Consider the following 22455-nt stretch of genomic DNA (forward strand, 5'->3'; position numbering starts at 1 on the left):
AAGGAGGGAGAACCCACCCCACCCCGCCCAACAACCAGCAGGAACTCGGCCTCAGGCGCCCCAGCCACACATCCGAGCGACGCCCAACCACCCCAAGGAACCAGAAACCCCAGGCGCCCCACCCACACACCCGAGCGACACCCGACAACCCCAAGGATCTCTACCTCAGGCGCCCCACCAGCCCCCACACCTTGGAATCACTCATCTAGGCCTGGTCGGCGGTGCCGGCGAGGATGGGCTGCTCGACCAGGCGGGACAGCACCAGGGTGCTCTTGGTGCGCACCACGAAGGGTTCGGCGCCGATGCGCTCGATGACCTCTTCCAAGTGGTGGGTGTCGCGGGCGCGGACCTGGACCAGGGCGTCGGCCTCGCCGGTGACGGTGCACGCCGAGGTGATTTCGGCGTAGCCCGCCAGCCCCTTGCGGATCTCGGTGGGGGAGGTGCGGGCGCGGCAGTACAGCTCGATGAACGCCTCGGTGGTCCACCCGATCGCCTTCGGTTCGACCACGACGGTGAAGCCGCGCACGGCGCCCGACTCGACCAGCCGATCCACCCGGCGCTTGACGGCGGAGGGGCTGAGGCCGACCTCTCCGCCGATCTCGGCGAAGCTCATCCGTGCGTCCGCGCCGAGTATCGCGATGATCCGCTCATCGACACGATCAAGCCGCATTGCGCCCCTTTGTCACCATCTGAAACGACCAGGGCACATCTTACCGTCGGCATACCCGGGCGGGGTCCGTGTCGCTTCCTGATGTCACGCTCGGTAATGGAGAGAATGCGCTGGAAGGTCCGAAGGGGATAGTGAGGGGTGGACGGGTGCGGGTACGAACGGGCACACGATGGGTCGCCTACTGCGGTGGCGGCGCGCTTTTGGCCTCACTGACCGCACTGTCCCCGGCCCAGGCCGCCGCACCCACCGTCCCCGAGGCTCCTGTCCCCGAGACGACCCTGAACTGGGCGCCATGCGAGGACCTCGACCCCGTCGAGGGCGAGGACCTCGAATGCGCCACGCTCACCGTGCCGATGGTCCACGAACCCGGAGTCGCCGACACCCACGCCCTCGCCGAGAGCGTCGAGATCGCGCTCTCCCGCGTGCCCGCCACCGGCACCGCCGAACACACCATGCTGGTCAACCCGGGCGGCCCCGGCAGCGCCGGTCGCCAGTGGGCCTCGCACACCCACCTGCGCATGCCCGAGGAACTCCGCGAGACCTACGACGTGGTCGCCTTCGACCCGCGCGGCATGGGCGCCTCCACCCCCGGGATCACCTGCGACCCCGACTTCTTCGCCCCGGTCCGAAAGGACACGGTCCCGGCCGACGCCGAGGAGGAACAGGCCCTGCGAGCCGACGCCGAGGCCTACGCCGACGCCTGCGCGAAGGACGCCGGTCCCCTCCTGGACCACATGCGCACCGAGGACACCGCCCACGACATGGACGCCATGCGCGTCGCCCTGGGGCGGGAACGGGTCGACTACCTGGGCTACTCCTACGGCAGCTACCTCGGCACCGTCTACAGTTCGCTCTATCCCGACAGCGTCCGCGCGGTGGTCCTGGACAGCGTCGTCGACCCGGACAGCCCCTGGTACGAGAGCAACCTGGTGCAGAGCAGGGCCCTGGACCGCGCCGCCCACAACTTCTTCGACTGGGTGGCCCGCCACGACGACACCTATGGGCTGGGCACCGACGGCGAAGCGGTCGCCGACGCCTACTACGACCTGCGCTCCGAGCTACGGGAGAACCCCGCCGAGGACACGGTCGGCCCCACCGAACTGGAGGGCGCCGTCATCGTCGTCGCCTACAGCGGGGGTACCTGGCCGGCGGTCGCCTCCGCCCTGTCCACGCGGATCCGGGACGGTGACTCCGCCCCCCTGACGAAGTTGCACGAGAACTACGGCGACGACGCGGAGAGCGACCCCGGGTACGGCGGCTACCTCGCCGTCCAGTGCACCGACGCCGAATGGCCGAAGGACTGGGAGACCTGGAACGCCGACGCCCGGCGGGTGCACGAGGACGCGCCCTTCATGGGGTGGCACAACATCTGGTACAACGCCCCGTGTGCCACGTGGGACGGTGAGTCCGCCCCCTGGCTCCAGGTCGGCGACGGGCCCGACGAACACCCCGCCTACGACGGTGACGTGCTCCTCGTGCACGCCACAGACGACGGCGCCACCTCTGTGGAGGGGGCCTACGCCCTGCGCGAGCGCCTGCCCGGGTCCTCCCTGGTGATCGAGGACGGCGGCGTCACTCATGGGGTCTCCCTCACCGGCAACGCCTGCGTGGACGAGACCGTCGTCGACTACCTGCGCGAGGGGAACCTGCCCGAACGCGGTGCCGAGGGCCCGGACCTGACCTGTGACCCACGCCCCGAACCCGAACCGCGCGCCACGCAGTCCGCGCCCCATACGCCCGTGGACCGGCTGGGCCCCATCGGTTTGGAATACCAGGGTGAGTCCGCAGGAACGGTCGAATAGGCTGGAATCGGCGCGAATTCGTCTTTGGCCCGGTGACCACTCCCGGTCATCGGGGATATGGGGGAGATGCGATGCTGCGGACCTCACCGGTTCGAATTCTGGGCGAACACGACCGGGAGGCCGTCCGAACGCTCCTGGACACCGACCCCGTCGGCAACGTCTTCGTCACCTCCCGCCTGCTGACCACCGGGATCGCGGGGGTCGGCGGAGCCGAGGTGTGGGGACACGTCGAGCGGGGCAGGTTGACGGCGCTGTGCTACTCGGGCGCCAACCTGGTCCCGGTCAACGCCGGGCCCGCCGCCGTGCGCAGTTTCGCCGACCACGCCCGTTGGCGCGGCCGCCGATGCTCGTCGATCGTGGGTCCCGTGGACGCGGTCAGCGACTTCTGGCAGCAGGTCACCCCGGCGTGGGGACCCGCCCGGACGATCCGTGCCAGTCAACCCGTCCTGGAGATCGACGGACCTCCGGCGGTGCCCGCCGACCCACTGGTGCGCCGTGTACGCGTCAGCGAGATCAACACCCTCGTACCGGCCTGCGTCGCCATGTTCACCGAGGAGGTCGGTGTCCCGCCGGACTCCGGTGACGGTGGAGCGCTCTACCGGGCCAGGGTCGAGGAACTCGTCCGCACCGGTCGTGCCTTCGCCCGCATCGAGGACGGTCGGGTCGTGTTCAAGGCCGAGGTCGGTGCCGTCACCGCCCACGCCTGCCAGGTGCAGGGTGTGTGGGTGCACCCGGAGCTGCGCGGTCGCGGGTACTCCGCGGCCGGTATGGCCGCGGTGGTGAACTACGCCCTCGCCGAGATCGCGCCCCGCGTGACCCTGTACGTGAACGACTTCAACACCCCGGCCCGCGCCACCTACAGCAGGGTCGGGTTCCGCCAGGTCGGTGAGGTCATGTCCGTGCTCTTCTGACCCGCGCGTCCTTTCCCGACGGATCGGTGTCGGATCGAGGGATCGACCCGGGGCCCGTCCGGGGCGGTCCGGTTACGGTTGGCGGATGCTCCGCAACCCGACCGGTCGTGCCCGCCTGGGGCTGGCCCTCCTGCTCGCCATGCTCACCGTGTTGGGCCCGCTCAACATCGACATGTACCTTCCGGCGTTCCCGGAGATCTCCGTGGATCTGGGGGCCAACGCCTCAGGGGTCCAGCTGAGCCTCACCACCTGTCTGGTCGGGCTCGCCGTGGGCCAGGTGGTGATCGGCCCGGTCAGCGACGCCCGTGGCAGGCGCGGACCGCTGCTGGTGTGCGTCGCGCTGTTCGTCCTGGCCTCGGCCCTGTGCGCGCTCGCGCCGAACACGACGGTGCTGGTCCTGGGCCGGTTCCTACAGGGCTTCACCGCGAGCGCCGGGGTGGTGCTCTCCCGCGCGATCGTGCGCGACGTCTTCGACGGACCCGCCCTCACCCGCTTCTTCGCGCTGATCATGGTGGTCGTCGCGGTGGCGCCGATGGCCGCGCCGATCCTGGGTGGTGGTGTGCTGTGGCTGCCCTTCACCGACTGGCGGTCCATCTTCTGGACGTTGGCCCTGGTGGGCGTGGTGATCGTCGCGGTGGTGGCGGTGCGGTTGCCCGAGACCCTGCCCAACGATCGGCGTACCCCCGGCACCCTGGGCGGGAGCCTGGCCGCGATGGGTGTCCTGCTGCGGGACCGTCGCTACCTGGGGTACACGCTCGTCGTCGGCCTGCTGCACGGTGGCAGCTTCGCCTACGTTGCCGGGACCCCGTTCGTCTACCAGGACCTTTACGGGGTGTCGCCACAGGTCTTCGGGTTCCTTTTCGGGGTCAACGGGATCGCGATCATCCTGGGCAGCGCCGCGGTGGGTCGACTCGGTGAGCGCTTCGGTGAGCGGTCGCTGCTCTACGTCGCCGTGGTCACCGCCGTCGCGGCCACCGCGATCGTGTTCGCCACCGCGCTCCTTCAGGGCCCGCTGTCGCTGTTCGTGGTGCCGATCTTCGTCTACATGACCTGCATGGGGGTGGTCCTCACCGGTTCCTTCGCGTTGGCGATGGAGGGCCAGGAGAACCGGGCGGGCAGCGCCGGTTCGCTGTTGGGCGCGCTGCCCATGTTCATCGGTGCCCTCGTGGCGCCGCTGGTGGGGTGGGACGAGACCACCGCGGTGCCCATGGGGGCGCTGCTGCTCGGCACCTCGGCCCTGGGCCTGCTGGTGATGTCGACGATGACCCGCCCCCGGGATCCGAACGTCCCGGGGGCGGGGCCGGGTGAGGCTCGGATTCCCTAGCAGTCCTCTTCCAACCAGGCGGAGTTGAACCGCAAGAACGTGATGTGTTCGACGTCCCCGCGCTCGTAGAGGACACCGAACTCGTCGTCGCCCAGGGGCACGATCGTGGAGTAGGCGGCCGCGCCGCGGTCGATGGCCCTGGCCACCGGCCAGGTCTCACCGTCGTCGCAGGACATGTTGACCGTCAGGTTCTCCCGAGAGCTCTCGTGCCTGGTGTTGGTGAACAGGAGCTTGTGCGCCCGGTCCGTGCCCTCCTCGGCACCGGCGTCGTAGCGGATCAGACCGGCGTTGTTGGTGGGGTCGATCAGTTCGTGGTCGGGGACCGGGTCGCCGTAGGTCTCGCCGCCGTCCTCGGAGTAGGCGATCAGGCGGTAGGGGCCCTCCGAGGTGCGGCTGTTGAGCATGACGCGACCGTCGGCCAGTTCCACGGTCTTGTTCTCGTCCATGCCCGGTCCCACGGGTTCCCCGGCCTGCCAGGTCTCCCCGTGGTCGTCGCTGTAGACGCTCACGGCGTAGATCCCGTCACCGGAGTCGTAGGCGTACTGCTGGACCAGGCGACCGTCGGAGAGTTGGATGCCGGTGCCGGACGAGGCGAAGATCCCGAACCAGGCGGGATCCTTGACGTCCTCGGTGATGCGCCGGGTCTTCCAGGTCCGTCCGCCGTCGTCGGAGTAGGAGTAGTCGGTGTGGAGGATGTCCTGGCTGTCGTTGGAGTTGCCGTCGGAGGAGTTGAAGAATCCGACCCCGTCGGGTCCGTGGGCGTGGAACATGAACAGGCGGCCGGTCTCGCGGTCCAGGAGCAGGCTGGGGTCGCCCGCTCCGACGCCGTCGTCGTAGTCGACGACCACCTGGGGTTCGGTCCAGGTGCGTCCCTTGTCGTGGCTGCGACGGACCATGAGGTCGAGGTCGCCGGGCAGGTCCGCGGCGTTGTCGTTGCGGCGGTCGTAGGCGGCGATCAGCGTGCCGTCTTCGAGCGCTTCGAGGGCGGGGATGCGCCAGGTGTGGGCGCCCTCCCCGGCACTGGCCAGGTCGACGCGTTCGATGATCGGTTCGGCCGCGGTGGTCCGGGGCTCGGGGGTGGCGTCGTCGGCTGCGGCGGGCGACACCAGGGCGGCGGTGACGGCCAGGCCCACAGCCATGACGACGGGACTCGCGTGCTTTCTCATGGATACCTCCGGTAGGGGGCGGAGGCATCGGACATCAGACGTCTAGGACGCTAAGCGTCGGGTGTGTCTTGGTCAACCCCTGTCATGGCGGGTTTTTCGAGGAGATGGAGGATCGGGGCGTAGTGGTCGGCCACCGCCGCCACGAACCCGGCCTGGTCTCCTCGGTGCGCGGCGTCGATGATCGCTCGGTGCGCGGCGGCGGTCTCGCGGGCGTCCTCCTCCGTGGAGAGCAGTAGCGGGGCCACGACCGCCTGCACGTCCCAGAAGGCCCCGGTGAGCTGGGTGACCAGCTGGTTGTTCAGGGGGGCCAGCAGCATCAGGTGGAAGGCGCGGTCCTCCTCCACGAAGCTCTCGCCGCGTTCGGCGGCCTCCTCCATCCCGGTGACCAGTTCTCCGAGGCTCTGGTGCTGTTCCTCGTCGTACCCGTTGACGATGTCGCGGCCCAGGCCCTGTTCGAGGACCTTGCGCACGGTGACCAGTTCGTAGAGTGTCGCGAGGTCGTCTTCGCTGCTCAGGCGGCCGCGGAAGGTCAGGCTCTCGACCAGGGAGTTGAGGGACAGCCGCCCCACGTAGGTGCCGTGTCCGTGTCGGACCTCGACTATGTCCAAGGCGCTGAGGCGTTTTATCGCCTCGCGGACGCTGGAGCGGCTCGCGCCGAGCTCGGAGCACAGTTCGGTCTCGGTGGGCAGCGGGTCGCCCGGGGTCAGGCCGTTGCGGAGGATGAAGTTCTTGATCTGCTCCGTTACCTCATGACCGCGCAGAGTGTTCCGCGAGGCGGGCCTGGTCGATTCCTCGGTCAACGTATTGACCCCTTTCCTGTTTGGTGCTTAGAGTCACACCCTACAGGCATCGGACATCAGACGTCATATGCCCGTCCTCTCGGATCCCGCCCGTCCCCCCACAAGGAGTGATCGTGTTCCACTTCGACCCCGGCGCCATGGAGCGTCGGCGTTTCCTCCAGTTCGTCGGTGCCACGGGCACCGCCGCGGCCCTGGCCGGATCGCTCAGCGCCTGCGGGGCTTCGTCGGGGGGAGGAGGGGGCTCCTCGAACCGCATCGAGGCAGGTCTGTCCTACACGCTTTCCACCGGTTTCGATCCCATGACCGCGACCGGGGCCCTGCCGCAGGCGGCCAACCTGCACATCTTCGAGGCCCTGGTCGACCTGGACCCGGTGACCCGGGAGCCCTACAACGCGCTCGCCGCCGACATGCCCGAACAGGTCGACGACACGACCCTGCGCGTCACCCTCCGTGAGGAGGCGGTGTTCCACAACGGAGACCCCGTCACGGCCGAGGACGTGGTCTACAGCTTCGAGCGGGTCCTCGACCCCGAGAACAACTCGCTGATGGCGCAGTTCGTCTCCTTCATCGAGGAGGTGACGGAGGTGGACGAGGACACGGTGGAGATCGTCCTCAAGCACCCCTTCGTGCTCGCGGTCGAACGACTCGGCATCATCAAGATCGTGCCCAAGGCCCTCGTCGAAGAGGATCAGCGGGGGTTCGACTCGGCTCCCGTCGGATCCGGCCCCTACAAGCTGGTGTCGGCCACCGCCGCGGACAACATCACCTTCGAACGGTGGGAGGCCTACAACGGCCCGAGAGGGGCTCTCGCCGACGAGATGGTGTGGATGCTGCTGGACGACCCCAGCGCCCGCGTCACCGCCCTCCAGTCCGGACGGGTCAGCGTGATCGAGGACGTGCCCTACCTCGACGCCGAAGCGTTGGAGACCGCCTCGACCGTCGAACAGGAGCAGTCGTTCGGCCTGCTGTTCCTCATGTTCAACTGTGCCGAGAAGCCCTTCGACGACAAGCGGGTCCGCCAGGCCCTGCACTACGCCATCGACCACGAGAAGATCGTCGAGACGGCGATGCTGGGCGGCGGCGCCGCCGCCACCGGATTCCTGCCCGAGTCGCACCCCGACCACCGCGAAGCGGGCACGGTCTACCGGCACGACCCCGACCGGGCTCGGGAACTGCTGGAGGAGGCCGGGGTCGACGGACTGGAGATCGACCTGGTCGCCACCAACACCGGCTGGGTCAAGGACGTGGTCCCGCTCATCAAGGAGAGCTGGGACGCGGTGGGCGTCACCACCACCCTGGACATCGGTGAGTCGGGCGGTCAGTACGCGAACAAGGTCGAGAGCGGCAAGTTCCGCGCCATGGTCGCCCCCGGTGACCCGTCCGTCTTCGGTAACGACGTCGACCTTCTGCTGCGCTGGTTCTTCGACGGTCAGTGGCCCACGAGCTACTACAACTGGTCCGAGACCGAGGAGGCCGACAAGGTCCTCGAACTCCTCGACGAGGCCGTCCGGACCGACGACGAGGCGGAGCGCGCCGAACTCTGGGCGGAGACGATCGACCTCATCGCCGACGAGGTCCCCCTCTACCCGATCCTGCACCGCAAGCTGATCACGGCTTGGAACGACGACGCGCTGGAAGGGTTCCGGCCGATCAACACCACCGGCTTGTCCTTCCTGGACGTCGGCCCGGTCTGACCTCGACCTCGGGGCCGGACCCACCCGAACGGGTCCGGCCCCCGCCCGCTCCACGAGGAGAGAAACCCCGATGCGCGTCTTCATGCGCCTGGCCCTGCGCAGAACACTGGTCCTACCGGTGATGCTCCTGGGCGTCTCCCTGCTGGTCTTCGTGATCCTTCAGTTCTCACCGAACGACCCCGCCTACAACGCCCTGGGCGTGGGCGCCAGCGAGGAGGCCCGTGCCGCCTACGCCGCGGAACACGGACTCGACCGACCACTGCCCGTCCGTTACGTCGACTTCCTCGGGGGCCTGCTCCAGGGTGACCTGGGAATGACCGCGCCGCCGGCCACCCCCGTGGTCGACCGGATCGCGGAGGCCTTCCCGCTCACCCTGGAACTGACCATGACGGGCATGGGCGGAGCCGTCGTCTTCGCCCTGTTCATGGGACTCACCGGCGCCCTGTGGCGGGACCGTTGGCCCGACCAGGTCACCCGGATCGTGTCCATCGCCTGTGTGGCGCTCCCGCCTTTCTGGCTGGCGATCCTGCTCATCCAGCAGTTCTCCCTCGGGCTCGGACTCCTGCCCACCGGTGGCTACACCGCTCCGGCCGACTCCCTCTCCGGTTGGGTCATGACCATGACCCTGCCGACCATCGCGGTGGCGATCCCCATCGGCGCACAGCTCTCCCGCCTGGTGCGCACCTCGATGGTGGAGGAACTCGACCGCGACTACGTCCGCACCGCCATGGGAAACGGCCTGCCCCGGTGGCTCGTACTGCGCGGCGCCCTGCGCAACGCGCTGATCACGCCGTTGACGGTGCTGGGGTGGCGGTTCGGCTACGCCCTCGGCGGCGCGGTGGTCATCGAGACCATCTTCGACCTGCCCGGCATGGGCCAACTCCTGCTCACCGGAGTGACCAACGCCGACGTCGCCCTCGTCCAGGGCGCCGTGCTCACGGTCGCCATCTCCCTCTTGGTCGTCAACCTCGTGATCGACCTGCTCTACGTCGTCGTCAACCCACGGATCCGAGAGGTGTGATCACGTGCGCCCTCGACTCGCGGACCGCCTGACCGGGCTCTCCAAGCCCTCCGGGAAAAGCCGCCTGTCCCTCGCCGCGAGGATCTCCCTCGTGGTCATGCTGGCGATCTGCGTCATCGCGATCGCCGCACCCTTCTTCGCCCAGAACCCACTGGCCACGGGCGCCCCGGCCCAGCCGCCCGGACCCGAACACTGGTTCGGCACCGACCGGGCCGGACGCGACGTCTTCTCCCGGGTCGTGCACGGGGCGCGCTACTCGCTGCTGATCGGCATCGGGGCCACCCTGCTGGCCCTGTTCGTGGGCGGGATCCTCGGCGGTGTCGCCGCCACCTCCCACCGCGTCATCGACGAGTCGATCATGCGGGTGCTGGACGTGCTCATGGCGTTCCCCGGGATCGCCCTGGCCGCCGTGCTGGTCGCGGTCTTCGGCAGTGGCATCCCCGTTCTCATCGCCGCCATCGCGGTGATCTACGTGCCCTCACTGGCCAGGGTCGTGCGCGCCAACGTCCTGACCCAGTACGGGGAGGACTACGTATCGGCGGAACGCCTGATCGGTGCCCGCCGCCACTACGTGTTGATCAAGCACGTCGCGATCAACTGCGCCGCGCCGGTCATGGTGTTCGCGGCCATCCTGGTGGCCGACGCGATCGTCTACGAGGCCAGCCTGGCCTTCATCGGCGCCGGTATCCAGGACCCGCTGCCCAGCTGGGGCAACGTCATCTCCTACGGACGTCAGCTCCTGCTGTCCGGCGGCTGGTGGGCCACCTTCTTCCCCGGCCTGGCCATCCTGCTGACGGTGCTCGCCCTCAACATCCTCTCCGAGGGACTCACCGACGCCTGGGCCGCGCCCAAGAGCGCGGTGCGCAGCGGGGGCGGCGCGACCGACTCCGCCGAGACCACCACCGACCTCCCGGCCGAGGACGACGACCGCACCGAGGTCCTGGGCCGTCTCGCCACGGCCGTCCGTGAACGCGAGGAGACCGTACCGCCGGTCGCCGAGGACGCGCCCACCCTGCTGTCCGTGCGCGACCTGCGGATCGGGTTCCCCGGCAGCCACGGCGACGTGTCCGTGGTCGACGGGCTCTCCTTCGACGTCCGAGCCGGAGAGACCCTCGGCCTGGTCGGCGAGTCCGGCTGCGGCAAGAGCCTCACCAGCCTCGCCCTGATGGGTCTGCCGCCCCGCCAGGCCGAGGTGACGGGCGAGATCCTCTACGACGGCAAGGACCTGCTGTCCCTCTCCCGGAAGGAGCGGCGCGCCTACTCCGGACCCGAGCTGGCGATGGTCTACCAGGACGCCATGTCGTCCCTGAACCCCTCGGTCCTGGTCGGCACCCAGCTGCGCCAGCTCACCAGCCGGGGCGGTGACCAGAGCCCGGCCGAACTCCTGGACCTGGTCGGCCTCACCCCCGAGCGCACCATGCGCAGCTACCCGCACGAGCTCTCCGGGGGTCAGCGCCAACGCGTGCTCATCGCCATGGCGCTCTCCCGCAAACCGCGGCTGCTCATCGCCGACGAACCGACCACGGCGCTGGACGTCACCGTCCAGGCCCAGGTGGTGGAACTGCTCGGCAGGCTTCGGGACGAACTCGGCTTCGCGATGGTGCTGGTCTCGCACGACCTCGCCCTGGTCGCCGAGATGTCCCACCGCGTGGCCGTCATGTACGCGGGCCGGCTCGCCGAGGTCGCGCCCGTCCGCGACCTGCTCACCCGGCCGCGCCACCACTACGCGCGGGGAATGCTCGGTTCGGTCCTGTCCCTGGAGGCGGGGGCCGAACGCCTCCACCAGATCCCCGGGGTCGTACCGGCCGCGCAGGACTTCGGTGCGGGCTGCCGTTTCGCCGGCCGCTGCTCCGCCGTCACCCCCGAGTGCCTGACCGCACCGCCCTCCCTGACCAACGACGGTCCCGGCCACGACTACGCATGCCTGCATCCCGCCCCGGAGCCGAAGGGGGCCCTGCTGTGACCGAGCCGATCGTGGAACTCGACGGGGCACACGTCGTCCACACCGCACGCACCGGGGGGCTGTTGCGCCGTGACCGCGTCCACGCCCTGACCGACGCCACCGCGACCATCGCGCGCGGCGAGGTCCTGGGCATCGTCGGCGAGTCCGGCTGTGGGAAGTCGACCCTGGCCAAGGTGGCGACCGGACTCCAACGACCCACCCGGGGAACCGTCCGCTTCCGCGGCGAGGACCTGTGGGCGATGCCCACCTCGCGACGCCGGCGGGAGTTCGGCTCGGCGATGGGCGTGGTCTTCCAGGACCCCTCGACCGCGCTCAACCCGCGCATGTCGGTCCGCGGGATCCTGCGGGACCCGCTCGACGTCCACCGCCGGGGCACCATGAGCGAACGCGAGGCGCGCGTCGACGAGCTGATCGACCTGGTCGGTCTGCCCGGACACGTGGGCGAGGCCGTCCCGGCCCAGTTGTCGGGCGGCCAACGACAGCGCGTCGCCGTGGCCCGAGCCCTGGCCCTGCAACCGGACGTGGTGGTCGCCGACGAACCGACCAGCGCCCTGGACGTGTCCGTCCGCGCGCAGGTGCTCAACCTGCTCGTCGACCTCAGGTCCCGCCTGGGCCTGGGCATGGTGTTCGTGTCCCACGACATCCAGACCGTCCGCCACCTCGCCGACCGCATCGCCGTGATGTACCTCGGGCGCATCGTCGAGGAGGGACCCGCCGAACAGATCGTCGCGGACCCCCGTCACCCCTACACCCGGGCCCTGTTCTCCGCCACCCCGAGTCTGACGCAGCGCTCGGAGCGGATCATCCTGCGCGGACCCGTACCGTCCGCCACCGCACCGCCCACGGGCTGTCCCTTCCGCACCCGCTGCTGGAAGGCGACCGACGCCTGCGCCGAGGAGTTCCCGGTCGGCGACTCCGACAACGGGCACACATGGAACTGCGTCCACCCCGAATCGAACGCGAGGAGCACCGCATGAGTCAGCGCACGCCGAAGTACACGGGTGTGGTTCCGCCGATCGTGACCCCCCTGGACACGAACGGCGAGGTCGACACCGTGTCACTGGAGCGGCTGGTCGGCTCCCTGCTCGACGCGGGGGTCTCCGGGATCTTCGCCCTGGGCAGCTCCGGTGAGTCCGCCTACCTGACCGACGCCCAGCGCGACACGGTCCTGGACACGGTCGTCGGTGCGGTGTCCGGGCGGGTCCCGGTCATGGCCGGCTGCATCGAGACCACGACCAACAGGGTCGTGGAGCGGGCCGAGGCCGCCGCCGAGCAGGGGGCCGACGCTCTGGTGGTGACCGCGCCCTTCTACACGCGCACACACCCCGCCGAGATCGACCGCCACTTCCGCGTGGTGCGTCACCGGACCGAACTGCCGATCCTGGCCTACGACGTCCCGGTGTCGGTGCACAGCAAGTTGTCCGCGGACGAGGTCCTCCGGCTGGCCGCCGACGGGATCATCGACGGGATCAAGGACTCCAGCGGAGACGACCCGGGCCTTCGCGACCTGGTGATCGGTGGCCGGGAGATCCCGGGGTTCTCCGTGCTCACCGGACACGAGGCCGTGGTCGACGCCATGATGCTGATGGGCGCCGACGGCGTGGTCCCCGGACTGGGCAACGTCGACCCCGCCGGCTACGTGCGTCTGATGGCGGCCTGTCTGGCCGGTGACTGGGAGACCGCCCGGCGTGAGCAGGAGCGCCTGATCCGACTGTTCCGCATAGTCCGCGCGGCCGACCCCGCCACCGCCGGCGGATCCACCGCCGGGCTCGGCGCGTTCAAGTGCGCGCTCGCCCTCCTCGGCGTCATCGACGACCCCGTACCGGCGCCTCCGATGCGGCCCTTCACCGATGAGGAGACCTGGCGCGTCCGCGCGATCCTGGAGGAGGTCGGGCTGCTGTGAGCAGGGTCGCGGTGGCCCTGGACATCGGCGGCACCAAGACCGGGGCGGCCACGGTCACCGCCGACGGGGCCGTTCTCACCCGCGCCAAGCGCCCCACCCCGGCCGCCGGGGGAGCCCGTGCGGTACTCGACACAGCGGTCGAACTGGCCCGTGAGGTGGGTGCCGACCACGAGGTCGTCGGGGTCGGCGTCGGCAGCGCCGGGGTCGTCGACCCCGACACCGGGCTGGTGCTCTCGGCCACGGACTCCCTGCCCGGCTGGGCCGGTACCGACCTTCGCGGGCACCTGACCGCGGAACTCGGGGTGCCGGTGACCGTGGTCAACGACGTCCACGCCCACGCCCTGGGGGAGTACCGCCGGGGCGCGGCCCGGGGAGGCTCGACGGTCGTGCTGGTGGCCGTCGGCACCGGGGTGGGCGGTGCCCTGCTGTGCGAAGGACGGATCCACGGCGGGGCACGGGCGGCCGCGGGCCACGTCGGACACGTGCCCGTGGCCGCCGCGGCCGGCCGCCGCTGTCCCTGCGGGGCCGAGGGCCACGTCGAGTCGGTCGCCTCCGGCCCCGCGTTGGTGGCCGAGTACACCGAACGCGGGGATGCCGCAGTGACACGGCTGGAGGAGGTCGTGGCACTGGCGGACCGTGACCCGGTGGCCCGCTCCGTGTTGGTCGAGGGGGCCACGGCCCTGGGATCGGCGCTGGCCGGCCTGGCCAACGTGGTCGACCCCGACGTCATCGTGGTCGGGGGCGGAGTCGCCGGGGCGGGGGCCCACTGGTGGTCGGCGCTGACCGAGGAGATCGAACGGGGCCTGGTCCCGGCTCTGCGCGGACTGTCGGTGGTCCCCGCCGCGCTGGGGGCGGACGCGGCCCTGCTGGGCGCCGCCCACCTGGTGTGGCGGGAAGTCGAAGAGACGATGTGGGAGGAACACCGATGACGAACGTGGCGGAGCGGCTCCGGTCGGGGGTCGTGGTCTCCTGCCAGGCCTACCCGGGGGAGCCGATGCGCGACCCGGACACGATGGCCCGGGTCGCGCGGGCCGCGCAGGACGGCGGCGCGGTGGGGATCCGGGCCCAGGGACTCACCGACCTGGTCCGGATCCGCGAGGCCACCGACCTGCCGCTGATCGGTCTGGTCAAGGAGGGGAACAGCGGGGTCGTGATCACTCCGACCCTGGGCCTGGCGCTGGAGGTGGCGCGCGCCGGCTCCGACATCGTGGCGATCGACGCGACCGGCCGCAGGCGGCCGGACGGGAGCGCCACCGCCGACATCGTCCGCGCGGTCCACGAGGAGACGGGCCGGCTGGTCATGGCCGACGTCGCGACCCACGAGGAGGGACTCGCCGCGGTGGCGGCGGGCGCGGACCTGGTGGGCACCACCCTGTCCGGCTACACCCCCACCACGACCGGTGGGGAGGGGCCCGACCTGGACCTGGTGGAGAGCCTCGCGGGAGCCCTGGACGTCCCGGTGCTGGCCGAGGGGCGTGTCCACCGGCCCGAACAGGTCACCGAGGCCTTGCGCCGCGGCGCCTTCGCCGTGGTCGTGGGCACGGCCATCACCCACCCGGCCACGCTGACGAGCTGGTTCGTGGCCGCCGCGCGCGCCGACGGCGGCGAATGAACGTCGGGGGGCCGAGGACGCGTCACGCGTCCCCGGCCCCTCACCGCCGCGTTCAGCCGTCGGTGACCCGGTCCTCGGATTCCATTCCCGGGCGCTCCGGAGCGCCCGGGAACGACAGTTCGAAGTCGGGGGTGTCGGCGATCAACGCCCGCGTGTACTCGTGTTCGGGGGTCGACATCACCTGTCCCACCGGCCCGTACTCCACGATCTCCCCTCCGTTGAGGATCGCGACCCGGTCGGCGATATTGGACACCAACGCGATGTTGTGCGTGACGAACAGCAGCGCCATCCCGTCGTCCTGCAACGACCGCAGGAGCTTGACGATCTCCGCCTGCACCGACACGTCCAGGGCCGACGTGATCTCGTCGCACACCAGCAGGTCCGGCCGGGTCGCCACCGCGCGGGCGATGCACACCCGTTGACGCTCACCACCACTGAGCTGCTCGGGGAACCGCTCCCCGTAGGAGGCGGGCAGTGCCGCCCGTTCCAAGGCCTGGGCCACCACCGAATCCGCGTTGGCGGGGCGACCCGCCAGGTGCCGGTAGGGGCCCAGGATCTGGTCGCGCACCCGCTTGCGCGGGTTCAGCGCCTCGTAGGGGTTCTGGAACACGTACTGGATCCGGCGACGCTGCTCGGCGGTGCGCCGATAGCTGTTCGTGGCCAGGGCCTGCCCGTCGAAGGACATCTCGCCGGAGAACTGGTGGTGCAACCCCACCACCGAACGCGACAGGGTCGTCTTGCCCGACCCCGACTCGCCCAGCAGGGCCACGCACTCGCCGGGGGAGACCGACAGGTCGATCCCCTCCAACACCCGCGTGCGCCCGTAACCGGCGGACAGCCCGGAGATCCGCAGCAGCGGCTCCTCGTCCCGCTCCGGAGGGTCCTCGTGCCCGGAGGTGCGCAGCAGCGGCACCGCCATCAGCAGCCGCCGTGTGTACTCGTGCCGGGGGTTCGACAGCACCTCGTCGGCGCGCCCGTGCTCGACCAGCTCACCGCGGTACATGACCGCGATGTCGTCGGCCAGGTCCGCGACGACCGCCATGTCGTGGCTGATGTACACACCCGCGGTCCCGTACTCGCGGGTCATCGACCGGATGGTCCCCAACACGTGCGCCTGGGTGGTCACGTCCAGACCGGTGGTCGGCTCGTCCAGCACGATCAGGTCGGGGCGTCCCACGAACGCCATCGCGATCGCGACCCGCTGCTGCTGGCCACCGGACAACTGGTGCGGGTATCGGCGTAGGAACGCGGGATCGTCGGGCAGCGCCACCTCGCGTAGGACCTCGCTCACCCGCTCCGTGACCTGTCCCGGCGTCGCGTCCGTGTCGTGCACGGCCTCGGTCAGCTGGGTGCCCAGACGCAACGCCGGGTTGAGCGCAGACGCGGGCGACTGCGGGATGTAGGCCACCGCGCGGCCGCGCAGCTCCCGCACCTGCCGCTCGTTCAGCGACGCGAGCTCGCGTTCGCCGACCCACACCCGGCCGTCGGTGATCTCCGTGGCCCGCTTGAGGTGGCGCAGCAGCGAGAGCCCCAGTGTGGTCTTGCCGGAGCCGGACTCGCCGACCAGGCCGAGGATCTCTCCTCGGTTCACGGTCACGGACACGCCGCTGATGATCTCGACGTCCGAGGGACGACCGATCACCGTCAGGCCGTCGACCCTCAACACGGTCTCTTCGCCGGTGGGCTCATCGGCCCCCGTCGGTTCCGGACGCTCAGTCACTTCTCGACCCCCCGGTCGATACCGATCGCCGCGCGGGACAGCCCGTCGGTGATGAGGTTGGCGCCCACCGTCAGGATCGCGATCGCCGTCACGGGGAGGGCCACCGCCCACGGTTGCACGGCCATCCCCTGTCGGTTCTCGTTGATCATCAGGCCCCAATCGGCGGTGGGCGGCTGCATACCCATGCCGAGGAAGCCCAGCACGGCCACCACCCCGATCGAGTAGGTCAGGCGCAGGCCCAGTTCGACCAACAGCGGGCTGGTCACGTTCGGCAGGATCTCCACCGCCATGATCCGCCAACGAGGCAGCCCGATCGCCTCGGCGGCCTTCACGTAGTCCTGTTCGATCACCTTGCGGGTGGCCTCACGGATCACCCGGGCTACACGTGGCATGTGCGACACCGCGATCACGGTGACGATCAGCCACACCTTCGGGCCGATGATCGACATCACCAGCAGCGCCGCGATGAGCTGCGGGAACGCCAGTAGTACTTCGCTGACCCGCATGAGGACGTCGTCCACCCAGCCTCGGCGGTAACCGGCGATGATGCCGATCACGGTGCCCGCGGCCACGCCGATACCGGCGGCGGAGCCGGCCAACAGCAACAGCGTCCATCCACCCCACAGGAACCGGGTGAGCACGTCGCGGCCTCGGTTGTCACCGCCGAACAGCACATCGTCCACACCCGATTCGAACGGCTTGGCCACGAACTCGGTGGGTGTGTAGGGGGCCACGAAGGGGCCCACCACGGCGACCAGTACGACGAGGCCGGTCAGGGCCACCCCGATCCTGGTACGCCCGAACCGCCACGCGGTCCGGAACAGCCCCGGACGCCGGACCGGCGTCTTGGGGGTGGTGCTCATCGAAGGTCCACTCATCGGTTCGCGACCCTCACCTTCGGGTTGGCCGCCAGCCCGACCACGTCGGCGATCAGGTTGACCAGGATGTAGATCCCCGCGATGAGCAGGACCACGGCCTGGATCAGTGGCACGTCACGGTCTTCGATGGCGTCCATGAGCACCTTGCCGACGCCGGGGAAGTTGAACAGGAACTCGATGGCCACCACTCCGCCGGCCAACCAGGCCAACTGCAGGGCGACCACCTGGGCCACGGGGCCGATCGCGTTGGGCGCGGCGTGCCGCCACAACACAACGCGTTCGGAGACGCCCTTGAGGCGTGCCTGTTGCACGTACTCGCTCTCCAGGACCTCGATCATCGTCGCCCGCATCATGCGGACGATCGGTGGGGCGACGGCCAGGGAGAGCGTGAGGACCGGCAGCACCCACTGTTCCGGTCCACCCTCACGGGCGTAGACCGACGGGAACAGATCGAGACCGCCCGGGCCAAGGAGCAGGATCAACAGGATGCCGACCACGAACTCCGGGACGGAGGCCAGGACCAGGGTGCCCATGGAGGCGGAGTGGTCGAAGCCGCGGTCCCGGCGCAGCGCGCTGAACGCGCCGACGAACAGCGCGATGGGGGTGGCGACCAGAGCGGACAGACCCATGAGGGTCATCGAGTTCTGGACGGGGGAGGCCAGGTACTCGGATACGGGCTGCCGGTTGGAGAAGGAGGTGCCGAGGTCGCCCTGGACGATCCCCTGCAGCCATTGCGCGTACTGGACGGCCACCGGCTTGTGCAGGTCGAGCTGGTCGCGCAGTGCCTCCAAACGCTCCGGGGTGGCGTCGCGGCCCAGGATGAGTTGGGCCGCATCGCCCGGTAGCGCCTGCGTGGCCGCGAAGACCACGAGGGACACCGCCCAGAGCGTCAGTGCGCCGAAGAAGAGGCGTACGACGATGAGTCGAGTCATGGTGAGCTTTCGATAGCGGGACTACGGAAATCCGGGGAGGTTCGGGGGCGCCCGAACACCGCCTAGTCCTGCTCCATCCACATGGTGTGGAAGGCGTACGAGCCCAAGGGGTGGCCGGAGACGGCGGGCTCCAGCCCGTGCACCCGGTTGGAGTGGGCGTCGATCAGGTTCACGAAGCCCCACACGATGTAGCCGCCCTCCTCGTACTCGATCTCCTGCGCCTTGCGGATGAGCTCGTTGCGCTCGTCGTCGTCGGCGGTCTGGCGCGCCTGCGTCAGGTGGTCGAGCCACTCCTCGTGCTCGCCCCACATGGTCTCGTTGTAGGGGGCGCCCACGACGGAGCCCTGCGCGGTCTGGGTGATGTAGTTGCGGGCGCTCCAGAAGTCCTGGCCCAGGGGGTAGGGGAAACCCTCCTCGGGGTTCCAGTAGTCGCTGGGGTTGACCCGGCGCAGGCTCACGTTCACCCCGGCCTCACGGGCCTGTTCCTGGAAGACCTCGGCGGCGGCGACCACACCGGCGCTGATGTCGGAGGTGACCAGCTCGACGTCCAGGCCGTCCTCGTACCCGGCGTCGTCCAGCAGCCGCTTGGCCTCGTCGATGTCCTGCTCACGCTGTGGGAAGTCCTCGGGGTAGGAGGGGTCCATCCGCGCGTACATGTCGTTGCCGACCTGGCCGTAGCCGGAGAGGGCCTGGTCGATCATCTCCTGGCGGTCCACGATGAGCCGGAAGGCCTGACGGACGCGTACGTCGTCGAACGGCTTCTCCTCGATGTTCATCGTGAACGGCAGCCACATGCCGGTCTCGGACTCCATGAGTTCCAGGTTCGGGTCGGCCTCGATGATGGTGACCTGGGCGTGCGGCACCTGGCTGATGATCTCGACGCTGCCACTGTTGAGCGCGTTGACGCGGGCGTCGTCGTCGGGGAAGTCGATGATCTCCAGTTCGTCCACGTACGGCTGCCCCTCGACGTGGAAGCCCTCATGGCGTTCGAAGAGGCTGTACTCGCCCACGACGAACTCGGAGTACTTGAACGGTCCGGCGCCGATCGGGTTCTCCGGGTCGTAGTCGACCGGGACGACGCAGTTGTAGTACTCGGCGAGTGCCTCGGGCAGGGTCACCAGCGGTTCGTCGACGGGGATGAGGACGGTCAGGTCGTCGACGATCTCCAACTTCTCGGGGTCGACTCCGGGCATGTCGCCCGCGCCGCGCATGGGGTTCTCGGGGTCGAGGATGCGCCGCAGCGAATAGACGACCGCCTCGGCGTCGACGGGGGAGCCGTCGTGGAAGGTCAGCCCCTCCTTGAGGACCAGGGTCCATTCGGTCCCGTCCTCGTTGGCCTCCAGCGACTCGGCCAGGTACGGCTCGATGGTGCCGTCGTTGGCGAAGCGCATCAACGCCGCGTAGAGCGCGTAGTTGCGCGCGATGTCGACGTTGTCGGTGGGGTCGTGCGCGTCGAGGGTGTCACCGGATCCACCGCCGGCCACCCCGACCCGCAGTCGGCCACCCCGCTGGGGGTCCCCTTCGGCGCCACCGCCGGAATCGGAGTCACCACCGCCGCACGCGGCGAGTACCGGGGCGACGGCGGCGCCGGCGGCGGAGACCTTGAGGAGGCTGCGGCGACTGGTGAGGCGCTGAACGGGGGTGGAGTCTTCGGACAGGGTCGGCACGTGACACCTCGGTTGGGGATACGGACAGGGTTCGACCGACAGGGCACCGGCACTCGGAGAGTGGGGGCGCATCCCCGGGTGAGATGGAAGAGTCGGTCCCAAAGATCCTTGTTGTCCCTGCATAGGGCGTCAAGCGGGGTCGAAACCGGGGCGGATGTGAACCATGGGTTTCCGGCGAGTGACGGAGTGGGAGGTCTCCGGGTCGGCGGAAACCCCACGTGGAGCGGGCCGTTCCGCGCGAAACCGTGGTGGTGTGACATGTGCGCTTTCGTGTGACCCGTGAGTGCCGGTGGGGCGTTTCCACGCTCGGTGTTGTGTCCCCATCGTTGTCACCGGGACGCGAAACCGTGGTGTTTAGGCGAGACTTTTCTCGCTTTGCAGAATGCTCGGTGACGCAAGGTGACCGATACCTTGGTGGAGGTGGGTCTGTGGCAGGTGGTCGCGGACCGACCCTGAGGCCGGTTTCGGCAGGGTATTGCCAACGTGTTACACCTCACATGGGTGCCGCTGGGGTCCCGAGCTGTTTCCTTTGTCCATATCGGGGAGGACACGGGAAGGGGTTTTGTGGCCAATCGCCGGCGCCACGAACGTGGGTGTGCTGTTCTGTACCCGGTGCACCCTTGTCTAAGGTGAATGCAGGCGGCGCGACCCGCGCGCCCGACGCGGGTGATTGGAGTGACCGGATGGCTGAGGCGAGGCAACTCCGGGACTACGTGCCCCCGCGGACCTCGGACGCCGCGACGTCGGCCGCGCCGGCGATCGACGTGGCCGACATGACCGGTGGGGTCACCGACCACACCGTGTGGAGCTGCGCGGGGAACCTGACCGCGGTGCGTTCCATCCGTGCCCGAGTGCGCGAGTTCCTTTCCCGGACCGGCCACTCCGAGGGGGCCTTGGACGACGCCGAGCTCTCCGTCAGCGAACTGGCCACCAACGCCCTGTTGCACTCCCGCTCCGGTCAGAGCGGCGGGGTCATGACACTGTTCATCCGCTCGGACGAGGGACGACTGCGGGTGGCCGTCGCCGATCAGGGAGAACGAGAACCCGATGGTCCCGCGGACGAGCACACCCGCGAGGACGGCGGCGACTTCGGCCGTGGGAAGTTCATCGTGGAGAGCTGCGCGACGCGCAGTGGTGAGTACTGGAGCGAGGCCACCCACGTCGCCTGGTTCGAGATCGACGACGAGGCGGCCTCCAGCGGGTCCTGAGCGGTTCAGCCGGCCCCGTACGGGGTACCGACCCGGACCGGATCGGGCGCGCACTCCACCGTCACCCCACGCCCCTCCGGGGGCGGACACCCCTCTCCTGCGACCACGCACGCCCCCGTCCACAGCGCGAGCGCGACCAACGCCGACCTGGTGGCCTCGTCCCCTCGTCGATCCACCGCCACGACGTCGTCGGGTGTCAGGTTCAGCGTCTGACGCAGCTCCGCGAACCTCGCCAACAGGTCGTGGTGGGTGTACAGGGTGGTCAGGATGTCGTCGCCGGTGCTCTCGTATCCCAGTAGCCCGTTGTCGAAGAGCCCGCGAGTGGGGCTGTAACCGTTGCCGTCGGGGCTGGGCAGGAGCAGTTCGTCGAAGGGCGTGGTGCCCGGAGCCGAACCGAAGGTGATGATCTGGCGGACCCGCGATCGTTCGGCCAGTTCCAGCCCGCGCGCGGCGAGGTCCTCGCTGACCAACAGCAGTCGGGCGTCGGTCTCGGCGAGCGCCGCGCACTGGGTGTCGGCGTCGGACTCGGGCAGGACGGTCAGGGCACGGCCGCCGACCGCCATCACCGTGTAGGAGGCAAGGAAGCGGTCGGGTGAGACGGGTGCGAGAACGCCCACCACGTCACCAAGACACAGACCGCGCCGGCTCAGTCCGGCCGCCGCCTGTTCGACCGTGGCCGCGAAGGTGAGTCCGTCGGTGCGACCGGATCTGCCCCTGATCGATCCGCCGAGCCCGGGACGCAGCCGCAGCCGTTCGCACAGGCCGCCGGTGAGCGAGCCGATCGGGTCGTCCCGACGTGGCAGATGCCTACCCGATCGTCCGGTTCCAGAAGACAGCCCTACCCCCATACGTTCCCCCAGTCGGCCGAAGCGGTGATGGGTTCGCCTTCCGGTCTCGTCACGCCCCCTCCACGTGACGAGACCGAAAAGCGCCGTGTCGGCTACTCGTCGCGAGCGGAGCCCTCCCCGGTTCCCCACTCGCACCGACACGGGTGCCCACCGGTCCCGAGGGCCACCTCGGGACCGAAGGCGCGACGGGCGACCGGTGTTCGGCCAGGCCCCCGACGGCCATTTCCGGGACGTTGTCGAGCTCGGATCCATGGCGTCGCGAGCCTGACGTCCCATGGCTTGAAGCCTAGCGTGTTCACAGTCATATGCACATGCATCTTGCCATGCATATGCATA

19 protein-coding genes are annotated in these 22455 nt (G+C 69.8%); 11 read left to right on the plus strand and 8 right to left on the minus strand.

What is annotated here, in order from left to right; genetic code table 11:
- Positions 1 to 205 precede the first annotated feature (205 nt).
- A complete protein-coding gene (locus tag NLI01S_RS18820; RefSeq protein ID WP_067606430.1) occupies positions 206 to 670 on the minus strand; it encodes an Lrp/AsnC family transcriptional regulator in 465 nt (154 codons plus the stop codon).
- A gap of 146 nt (positions 671 to 816) precedes the next feature.
- Between NLI01S_RS18820 and NLI01S_RS18825 the strand changes: the two genes are divergently transcribed.
- The 3 genes from NLI01S_RS18825 to NLI01S_RS18835 all read left to right on the plus strand — a co-directional run bounded on the left by NLI01S_RS18825 (position 817) and on the right by NLI01S_RS18835 (position 4707).
- Entirely contained in the window at positions 817 to 2472 is a 1656-nt protein-coding gene (locus NLI01S_RS18825) for an alpha/beta hydrolase (RefSeq protein ID WP_067606432.1), read from the plus strand.
- 71 nt (positions 2473 to 2543) lie between these two features.
- Positions 2544 to 3383 (plus strand): GNAT family N-acetyltransferase, encoded by an 840-nt coding sequence (locus NLI01S_RS18830; protein WP_067606434.1) that lies wholly within the window; start codon positions 2544 to 2546, stop codon positions 3381 to 3383.
- 85 nt (positions 3384 to 3468) lie between these two features.
- Positions 3469 to 4707 (plus strand): multidrug effflux MFS transporter, encoded by a 1239-nt coding sequence (locus NLI01S_RS18835; protein WP_067606435.1) that lies wholly within the window; start codon positions 3469 to 3471, stop codon positions 4705 to 4707.
- On the opposite strand, the gene NLI01S_RS18840 is transcribed toward NLI01S_RS18835, so the two are convergent.
- Positions 4704 to 5873, minus strand: coding sequence for a sialidase family protein (locus NLI01S_RS18840; protein ID WP_067606437.1), 1170 nt, complete (start codon positions 5871 to 5873; stop codon positions 4704 to 4706). The two genes, NLI01S_RS18835 and NLI01S_RS18840, sit on opposite strands and share 4 nt — an antisense overlap.
- A gap of 50 nt (positions 5874 to 5923) precedes the next feature.
- Positions 5924 to 6673, minus strand: coding sequence for a FadR/GntR family transcriptional regulator (locus tag NLI01S_RS18845; protein ID WP_067606440.1), 750 nt, complete (start codon positions 6671 to 6673; stop codon positions 5924 to 5926).
- A gap of 113 nt (positions 6674 to 6786) precedes the next feature.
- On the opposite strand from NLI01S_RS18845, the gene NLI01S_RS18850 reads away from it, so the two are divergent.
- The 7 genes from NLI01S_RS18850 to NLI01S_RS18880 all read left to right on the plus strand — a co-directional run bounded on the left by NLI01S_RS18850 (position 6787) and on the right by NLI01S_RS18880 (position 14866).
- The gene (locus NLI01S_RS18850; RefSeq protein ID WP_223809298.1) at positions 6787 to 8367 is read left to right on the plus strand and encodes an ABC transporter substrate-binding protein; all 1581 of its coding nucleotides are present in this window, start codon (positions 6787 to 6789) and stop codon (positions 8365 to 8367) included.
- 70 nt (positions 8368 to 8437) lie between these two features.
- Positions 8438 to 9388 (plus strand): ABC transporter permease, encoded by a 951-nt coding sequence (locus NLI01S_RS18855; RefSeq protein WP_067606442.1) that lies wholly within the window; start codon positions 8438 to 8440, stop codon positions 9386 to 9388.
- A 4-nt stretch (positions 9389 to 9392) separates the two neighbouring features.
- Entirely contained in the window at positions 9393 to 11351 is a 1959-nt protein-coding gene (locus NLI01S_RS18860) for a dipeptide/oligopeptide/nickel ABC transporter permease/ATP-binding protein (RefSeq protein ID WP_067606444.1), read from the plus strand.
- Positions 11348 to 12328 carry an oligopeptide/dipeptide ABC transporter ATP-binding protein gene (locus tag NLI01S_RS18865; protein WP_223809299.1) on the plus strand — a complete coding sequence of 327 codons (981 nt, stop codon included), beginning with the start codon at positions 11348 to 11350 and terminating at the stop codon, positions 12326 to 12328. Before NLI01S_RS18860 ends, NLI01S_RS18865 begins: the two co-directional genes overlap by 4 nt.
- A complete protein-coding gene (locus tag NLI01S_RS18870; protein ID WP_067606501.1) occupies positions 12325 to 13254 on the plus strand; it encodes a dihydrodipicolinate synthase family protein in 930 nt (309 codons plus the stop codon). Before NLI01S_RS18865 ends, NLI01S_RS18870 begins: the two co-directional genes overlap by 4 nt.
- Positions 13251 to 14183: an ROK family protein gene (locus NLI01S_RS18875; protein ID WP_067606446.1), complete on the plus strand. Its 933-nt coding sequence runs from the start codon at positions 13251 to 13253 to the stop codon at positions 14181 to 14183. The genes NLI01S_RS18870 and NLI01S_RS18875 overlap by 4 nt, the downstream gene beginning before the upstream one ends.
- Positions 14180 to 14866, plus strand: a complete 687-nt coding sequence (locus tag NLI01S_RS18880; RefSeq protein WP_067606447.1) for an N-acetylmannosamine-6-phosphate 2-epimerase — start codon at positions 14180 to 14182, stop codon at positions 14864 to 14866. The genes NLI01S_RS18875 and NLI01S_RS18880 overlap by 4 nt, the downstream gene beginning before the upstream one ends.
- Before the next feature lie 52 nt (positions 14867 to 14918).
- Here the strand turns inward: NLI01S_RS18880 and NLI01S_RS18885 are convergent, their stop codons facing one another.
- From NLI01S_RS18885 to NLI01S_RS18900, 4 genes are all read right to left on the minus strand, one after another.
- Positions 14919 to 16586: an ABC transporter ATP-binding protein gene (locus NLI01S_RS18885; protein WP_067606449.1), complete on the minus strand. Its 1668-nt coding sequence runs from the start codon at positions 16584 to 16586 to the stop codon at positions 14919 to 14921.
- Positions 16583 to 17464 carry an ABC transporter permease gene (locus tag NLI01S_RS18890; RefSeq protein WP_067606451.1) on the minus strand — a complete coding sequence of 294 codons (882 nt, stop codon included), beginning with the start codon at positions 17462 to 17464 and terminating at the stop codon, positions 16583 to 16585. Before NLI01S_RS18890 ends, NLI01S_RS18885 begins: the two co-directional genes overlap by 4 nt.
- Positions 17461 to 18396 carry an ABC transporter permease gene (locus NLI01S_RS18895; RefSeq protein ID WP_067606453.1) on the minus strand — a complete coding sequence of 312 codons (936 nt, stop codon included), beginning with the start codon at positions 18394 to 18396 and terminating at the stop codon, positions 17461 to 17463. The genes NLI01S_RS18890 and NLI01S_RS18895 overlap by 4 nt, the downstream gene beginning before the upstream one ends.
- Positions 18397 to 18458: 62 nt before the next feature.
- Positions 18459 to 20063, minus strand: a complete 1605-nt coding sequence (locus NLI01S_RS18900) for an ABC transporter substrate-binding protein (protein WP_067606455.1) — start codon at positions 20061 to 20063, stop codon at positions 18459 to 18461.
- A gap of 683 nt (positions 20064 to 20746) precedes the next feature.
- Here NLI01S_RS18900 and NLI01S_RS18905 point away from each other — a divergent pair.
- Entirely contained in the window at positions 20747 to 21271 is a 525-nt protein-coding gene (locus NLI01S_RS18905; RefSeq protein WP_067606457.1) for an ATP-binding protein, read from the plus strand.
- A gap of 5 nt (positions 21272 to 21276) precedes the next feature.
- Here NLI01S_RS18905 and NLI01S_RS18910 read toward each other — a convergent pair whose 3' ends face one another.
- Positions 21277 to 22119 carry an AMP-binding protein gene (locus NLI01S_RS18910; protein WP_067606459.1) on the minus strand — a complete coding sequence of 281 codons (843 nt, stop codon included), beginning with the start codon at positions 22117 to 22119 and terminating at the stop codon, positions 21277 to 21279.
- Between the last annotated feature and the right edge of the window lie 336 nt (positions 22120 to 22455).

Origin of the sequence: Nocardiopsis listeri NBRC 13360, assembly GCF_001570765.1 — a bacterium.
Taxonomy (GTDB): Bacteria; Actinomycetota; Actinomycetes; order Streptosporangiales; family Streptosporangiaceae; genus Nocardiopsis; species Nocardiopsis listeri.

Coding starts and splice junctions, on each gene's coding strand:
- NLI01S_RS18855 (WP_067606442.1), top strand. CDS start 8,438: ATGCGCGTCTTCATGCGCCTGGCCCTGCGCAGAACACTGGTCCTACCG.
- NLI01S_RS18835 (WP_067606435.1), top strand. CDS start 3,469: ATGCTCCGCAACCCGACCGGTCGTGCCCGCCTGGGGCTGGCCCTCCTG.
- NLI01S_RS18870 (WP_067606501.1), top strand. CDS start 12,325: ATGAGTCAGCGCACGCCGAAGTACACGGGTGTGGTTCCGCCGATCGTG.
- NLI01S_RS18890 (WP_067606451.1), bottom strand. CDS start 17,464: ATGAGTGGACCTTCGATGAGCACCACCCCCAAGACGCCGGTCCGGCGT.
- NLI01S_RS18880 (WP_067606447.1), top strand. CDS start 14,180: ATGACGAACGTGGCGGAGCGGCTCCGGTCGGGGGTCGTGGTCTCCTGC.
- NLI01S_RS18905 (WP_067606457.1), top strand. CDS start 20,747: ATGGCTGAGGCGAGGCAACTCCGGGACTACGTGCCCCCGCGGACCTCG.
- NLI01S_RS18840 (WP_067606437.1), bottom strand. CDS start 5,873: ATGAGAAAGCACGCGAGTCCCGTCGTCATGGCTGTGGGCCTGGCCGTC.
- NLI01S_RS18830 (WP_067606434.1), top strand. CDS start 2,544: ATGCTGCGGACCTCACCGGTTCGAATTCTGGGCGAACACGACCGGGAG.
- NLI01S_RS18820 (WP_067606430.1), bottom strand. CDS start 670: ATGCGGCTTGATCGTGTCGATGAGCGGATCATCGCGATACTCGGCGCG.
- NLI01S_RS18895 (WP_067606453.1), bottom strand. CDS start 18,396: ATGACTCGACTCATCGTCGTACGCCTCTTCTTCGGCGCACTGACGCTC.
- NLI01S_RS18910 (WP_067606459.1), bottom strand. CDS start 22,119: ATGGGGGTAGGGCTGTCTTCTGGAACCGGACGATCGGGTAGGCATCTG.